At 57.9% G+C, this 5,025-nt stretch carries 5 protein-coding genes; 1 reads left to right on the forward strand and 4 read right to left on the reverse strand.

The window, feature by feature from the left end; genetic code table 11:
• Window positions 1-57 precede the first annotated feature (57 nt).
• From ACR0AL_RS20880 to ACR0AL_RS20895, 4 genes are read right to left on the reverse strand one after another with little or no spacing between them, the layout of a single operon-like run.
• Window positions 58-1,029 (reverse strand): 2-hydroxyacid dehydrogenase, encoded by a 972-nt coding sequence (locus tag ACR0AL_RS20880; protein ID WP_170352144.1) that lies wholly within the window; start codon window positions 1,027-1,029, stop codon window positions 58-60.
• Complete coding sequence (gene sucD, locus ACR0AL_RS20885) at window positions 1,029-1,916, reverse strand: succinate--CoA ligase subunit alpha (protein ID WP_170379917.1); 888 nt, start codon at window positions 1,914-1,916, stop codon at window positions 1,029-1,031. The genes ACR0AL_RS20880 and sucD overlap by 1 nt, the downstream gene beginning before the upstream one ends.
• Window positions 1,916-3,112: a malate--CoA ligase subunit beta gene (locus tag ACR0AL_RS20890; RefSeq protein ID WP_170352142.1), complete on the reverse strand. Its 1,197-nt coding sequence runs from the start codon at window positions 3,110-3,112 to the stop codon at window positions 1,916-1,918. Before ACR0AL_RS20890 ends, sucD begins: the two co-directional genes overlap by 1 nt.
• Window positions 3,113-3,140: 28 nt before the next feature.
• Window positions 3,141-4,382, reverse strand: a complete 1,242-nt coding sequence (locus ACR0AL_RS20895; RefSeq protein WP_480664527.1) for a pyridoxal-phosphate-dependent aminotransferase family protein — start codon at window positions 4,380-4,382, stop codon at window positions 3,141-3,143.
• A 218-nt stretch (window positions 4,383-4,600) separates the two neighbouring features.
• Here ACR0AL_RS20895 and ACR0AL_RS20900 point away from each other — a divergent pair.
• The coding region (locus ACR0AL_RS20900; RefSeq protein WP_480664529.1) for a response regulator at window positions 4,601-5,025 on the forward strand (425 nt) is incomplete at its 3' end.

Consider the following 5,025-nt stretch of genomic DNA (forward strand, 5'->3'; position numbering starts at 1 on the left):
CATCAGCATAGCTTGAACGGTTCAGGGGGGACTGAATATTTTGGGCCAGCGCTTGCATCAGATCACCCGGTCACGTGGTTCACGGCCTTGGAAAAAGTCACTCAGATTATCGAGAACGCGGAAGCCCATCGCTTCGCGGGCCTCGCGCGTTGCGCTGCCCAGATGCGGCAGCATCACGAGGTTGTCACATTGCAGCAGATCCGGGCTGATGCGGGGCTCGCCGTCGAAGACGTCCAAGGCCGCACCACCGATCATGTCGAACATCAGCGCCTGAATCAGAGCCCATTCATCAATCACCTCGCCGCGCGCAGTGTTGATCAGGAATGCGTCAGGCTTCATCAGGCTCAGTCGGCGCGAGTTGATCAGGTGCCGGTTCGCGGAGCCGCCGGGGCAGTGCAGTGACACAAAATCGCACTGGGGCAAGAGATCATCGATCGTGTCCACCTGTGTTGCGTCGCACTGGCCCAATACGTCCGCGGCCACCTCGCTGCGGTTATAGACGAGGACGTTCATACCGAACCCGTGATGGGCACGGCGAGCCATTTCCTGGCCGATCCGGCCATAACCGATGATGCCCAGCGTCTTGCCGCTGACCTTTGTGCCCACAAGATGCGTCGGCCGCCAGCCGGTCCACTTGCCGGAGCGCAATTCGCGTTCGCCCTCACCTGCCCGGCGCGCAACCATCAGTAGCAACGTCATGGCCAGATCGGCCGTACACTCGGACAGGACATCCGGTGTATTTGTTACCGTCATGCCTAGCTCACGCGCCGAAGGTTCGCAGATATGGCTATAGCCGACCCCATAATTGGCAATGATCTTAGTCTGCGCGCCAGGCACATCCAATGCCTCGGCGCTGAGCGTGTCGGTGACCGTGGGTAGGACAGCATCATAGGTTTTCAACGCCCGCCGGATGTCTGCCGGGGACATTGGCTTGTCCCCGGTATTCAGCACGGCGTTGTAGTTTTCGGCCAGCTGCGCCTCGACGGCGGCAGGCCAGCGACGGGTGACTAAGACCGAAGGTTTAACCATCACGCAGCCTCCATCACTCGTGCGATTGTCTCACCAATCACGGCGGGGTTTTCGGCCACGGTCACACCAGCAGCGGACAGGATTTCAACCTTTTCGCTGGCGCTTTCGCCAAAAGCCGAGATGATCGCACCGGCGTGCCCCATGGTTCGACCTTTGGGGGCGGTCAATCCGGCAACATAAGCAATGACCGGTTTTGTAATGTGATTGCGGATGTATTCCGCGGCTTCAGCTTCCTGCGGACCGCCGATTTCGCCGATCATCGCAATGATGTGGGTATCCTCGTCCTCTTCAAACCGTTGCAGGATATCTTTGAACGAGGACCCGTTGATTGGATCGCCACCGATACCAACACTGGTCGAAACGCCAATGCCACGTTCTTTGAGCTGTGCTGCCGCCTCGTACCCCAGTGTGCCCGAGCGACCAATGATGCCGACATTGCCAGGCAGGTAGATATGGCCCGGCATGATACCCAGCAGAGCCTTACCGGGGCTGATTGTACCGGCGCAGTTCGGTCCGGTCAGCACCATGCGCCTGTCCTTGGGATAACGGTACATGTAACGCTTTACGCGGATCATGTCCTGCGCCGGGATACCGTCGGTGATGCAGACACAGTAGCGAATGCCCGCATCAGCAGCTTCCATGATGGAGTCTGCAGCAAACGGAGGCGGAACAAAGACCAGACTGGCATCCGCTCCGGTTGCCTCAACGGCCTGTTTCACGGTGTCAAACACCGGTACACCTTCAACGGTTTCACCACCCTTGCCGGGAACAACTCCGCCGACAACATTGGTGCCGTAGGCCAGCATATCTTTTGTGTGAAAGCGCGCCATGCGTCCAGTGATGCCCTGAACGATTACGCGGGTGTCGCGGTCGAGAAGAATGCTCATTACACGGCCCTCATCTTGGTGTTTTGGGACAGATCATTCTGCCATGCGCCCACCGCCCGTTCAGCGGCTTCCATCAAAGTGGTGGCGCGGATGATCGGTAGGCCGGATTTGGCGAGAATCTTTTGGCCTTCTTCGACATTCGTACCGGCAAGTCGCACGATGACCGGGATGTCGATATCCAACTCACGCAGCGCCTGCACAACGCCCTCGGCGACCCAGTCGCAGCGGTTAATACCAGCAAAGATATTGACCAAAACCGCCTGAACGTTCTTGTCGGACAGAACCAGTCGAAAGGCCTTGGCCACGCGCTCGGGTGAGGCACCTCCACCGATATCGAGGAAGTTCGCGGGCTCGCCCCCGGCCAGTTTGATCGTGTCCATCGTGGCCATGGCCAGACCAGCGCCGTTGACGATGCAGCCGATATTGCCGTCCAGCCCGACATAAGACAGGCCACGGTCCGCCGCGCGGCTTTCACGGGGATCTTCCTGGCTTTTATCCCGAAGTTCAGCGATCTGCGGATGACGGAACAGGGCATTGTCGTCAAAGCTCATCTTCGCGTCCAATGCCAGCACACGGTCGTCGCCAGTGATAACCAGTGGATTGATTTCAACCATCGTGGCGTCCAGATCGCTGAAGGCGGCATAGCAGCCCTGCAACGTCCGTACCATTTGCTGAACCAGACGAGCCTCAAGGCCCAGATTGAAGGCTATCTCGCGGGCCTGGAACTCCTGCAGTCCAACTGCGGGTTCCACGATTGAGCGCACGATGCTGTCCGGGCGTTCCGCCGAGATCTCCTCGATCTCCATCCCGCCTTCGGAGGAGGCTACGATCATGACCCGCTGGCTGGAGCGGTCCAGAACAAAACCAAGATAGATCTCGCGATCAATCGGCACAGCGGACTCGACATAGACACGATAGATGCCTTTGCCTTCCGGTCCGGTCTGATGGGTCACCAACTTGCGGCCGAACATCTCGTCACAGGCCTCGTGGATCTCGTTTTCACTGTTACACAGTTTGACGCCACCCGCTTTGCCGCGGCCACCCGCATGGACCTGGGCTTTGACAATCCACTTGTCTCCGCCCAGTTCGCGGGCGCGATAGGCCGCCTGTTCCGGGCTATAGGCCAAGGCACCTGACGGTACGGCGACGCCAAAATTCGAAAGAACTTCTTTCGCCTGGTATTCATGGATATCCATCTGCATTCCTCCCGTTCATGCAGTGCGTTCAAGCAGCGATCGATGTGCCGTAACGGCTTTCGAGCAATGCCTCGATCTCTTCGTAATCGACATTGCCGCCCAGTTCCCTCATGGCTTCGGCAAACAGGCGGACGATCCGGCTGACGGCCTGGCGGTTGAGCTGATTGAGGATGCCGATGCGTACCTGAACCGGCGCACTGAGCGTCGGCCAGATCCCAAAACCCCTTGCCCGACAGTTCTGCACCAGCTCCATCTCTCGCCCGGCCAGTTCCGGCGGCAGGTTCAGCACGACCAGGCTGGGCATGTCCGAAGTCACCTCGCACCCCATGGCCGTAACAGCATCGCGCAGCACGCGTTCATGGGTCTTGTAGGATGCCGACCGTCTGGTCAGACCTTCCTGAAGTGTCAGACGCAGGGACTCATGGAACGCTGCAACGGCATACCCGGAATGGGTTCTGTGATAGGTCCCCTTTTCGACGTCCTGACCGTCGACAATACCCCAGTGACGCGCCTCGAATAGGGGATTGTGGACATAACTGTAGGCACCCGTCGCTCTGAGGGATTCAATAAAGGCATCTGTAAAACTGACCGGCGCATAGGTCAGTGGCAGGCAGCACAGGCCCTTCTGCGGACAGGATGCCCAACCGGCGATCCCCGGATAGTCATCAATCGAAAAATCGTCGACGCCCAACGACGAGACCGCATCAACCAGACCCATCACCCCATGACGCTCGCATGCGTCCGAGAACCCGCGCAGATCATTGATGCGGCCCGATCCGGTTTCCCAATGCGCCATGAAGGCCCATTTTGGTTTGTGCTGTTCCAGCGCGGCTTCAACCAGTTCACCAGTGACCGGCTGTCCGTGCGGAACATCAACGACCGTTACGCTGGCGGCCTGTGGATCAAGCGGGCTGGCGGCATGCTCCTCGGGCGTGGCCGCCTTGATGCGTAGGGTCAGCGCATCAATGCCGGAAAAGGTGCCGTTGGCAAAGGCCACGACTTTATCACCGGGCATCACAGCGGAGAACATTGTGTCCAATGCGCTCCAACCAGTGCCCGCGACCGCGAATGTATATGTGTTCGAAGTGCCCCAGATATTGCGCAGCATGTGCTTGCATTCGACCATCCCGCGCAAAACGTCGCCCTGCATGTGATCCGCAACCCCGGCATTGGCGAAGGCCTGCAAAACACGAGCATCGGTATTGCCCGGCCCCGGACCAGCAGCCAGTGTCTCGGGGATCTCAAGCGTGGGATAAATCTGAAAAGTCATTCGATCCTCCTTGATCGTCGGCGTGATCAATCACGCCCAAATATCGCGTTGTGGATCAGAAAAGCCTTGCTTGCATCATTGCGCAACGTAACTTACTACTGCTTTGGGACTTCTAATGGGATTAGAAAAAAACTACCCGTTTTGGCAGAAATACCGCAGTATACCAAATTATTTCCTATACTTACGGGTAGTTTTTTGGGTTTTTGGGTGTAAAATCAATGGCAGAGCCTTCACAGCAACCGATTAACGTTATGCTTGCCGACAACAATCCACTGGTATTGTCGGCCATGTCCGAGATTTTCGAGCGTGATCCACGATTCTCTCTGGTGGCAACATCAGCAACCGCCGAAGGCTTCTTGGGCGCGGTTATGAGAGTTCCGGTCAAGGTTTGCGTGATCGCCTGGAATTTGCCGGTCTTGGGCGCCGCCAAATTGATCGAGGTTCTGCGTGAACAGGAGAACGCGCCCCGTTTCGTCGTATATGGAGACGATGCCGGAGACGTGCCGCGCCTTGCTATGCAGGCAGGAGCTGCGGGGTTCGCATCCCGGTCAGGTGAGGTCGATGTTTTGCTGGAAACTTGTTCGGATGTTGCCCGAGGCAAGATGGTATTTCCGTTTATCGACGTACGAAAAATGCAGCAGGA

The organism is Ruegeria sp. BB1, assembly GCF_056539465.1.

Excerpts from the sequence above, each read along its gene's own strand:
- ACR0AL_RS20880 (WP_170352144.1), bottom strand. The coding sequence starts at position 1,029 with ATGGTTAAACCTTCGGTCTTAGTCACCCGTCGCTGGCCTGCCGCCGTC.
- sucD (WP_170379917.1), bottom strand. The coding sequence starts at position 1,916 with ATGAGCATTCTTCTCGACCGCGACACCCGCGTAATCGTTCAGGGCATC.
- ACR0AL_RS20890 (WP_170352142.1), bottom strand. The coding sequence starts at position 3,112 with ATGGATATCCATGAATACCAGGCGAAAGAAGTTCTTTCGAATTTTGGC.
- ACR0AL_RS20895 (WP_480664527.1), bottom strand. The coding sequence starts at position 4,382 with ATGACTTTTCAGATTTATCCCACGCTTGAGATCCCCGAGACACTGGCT.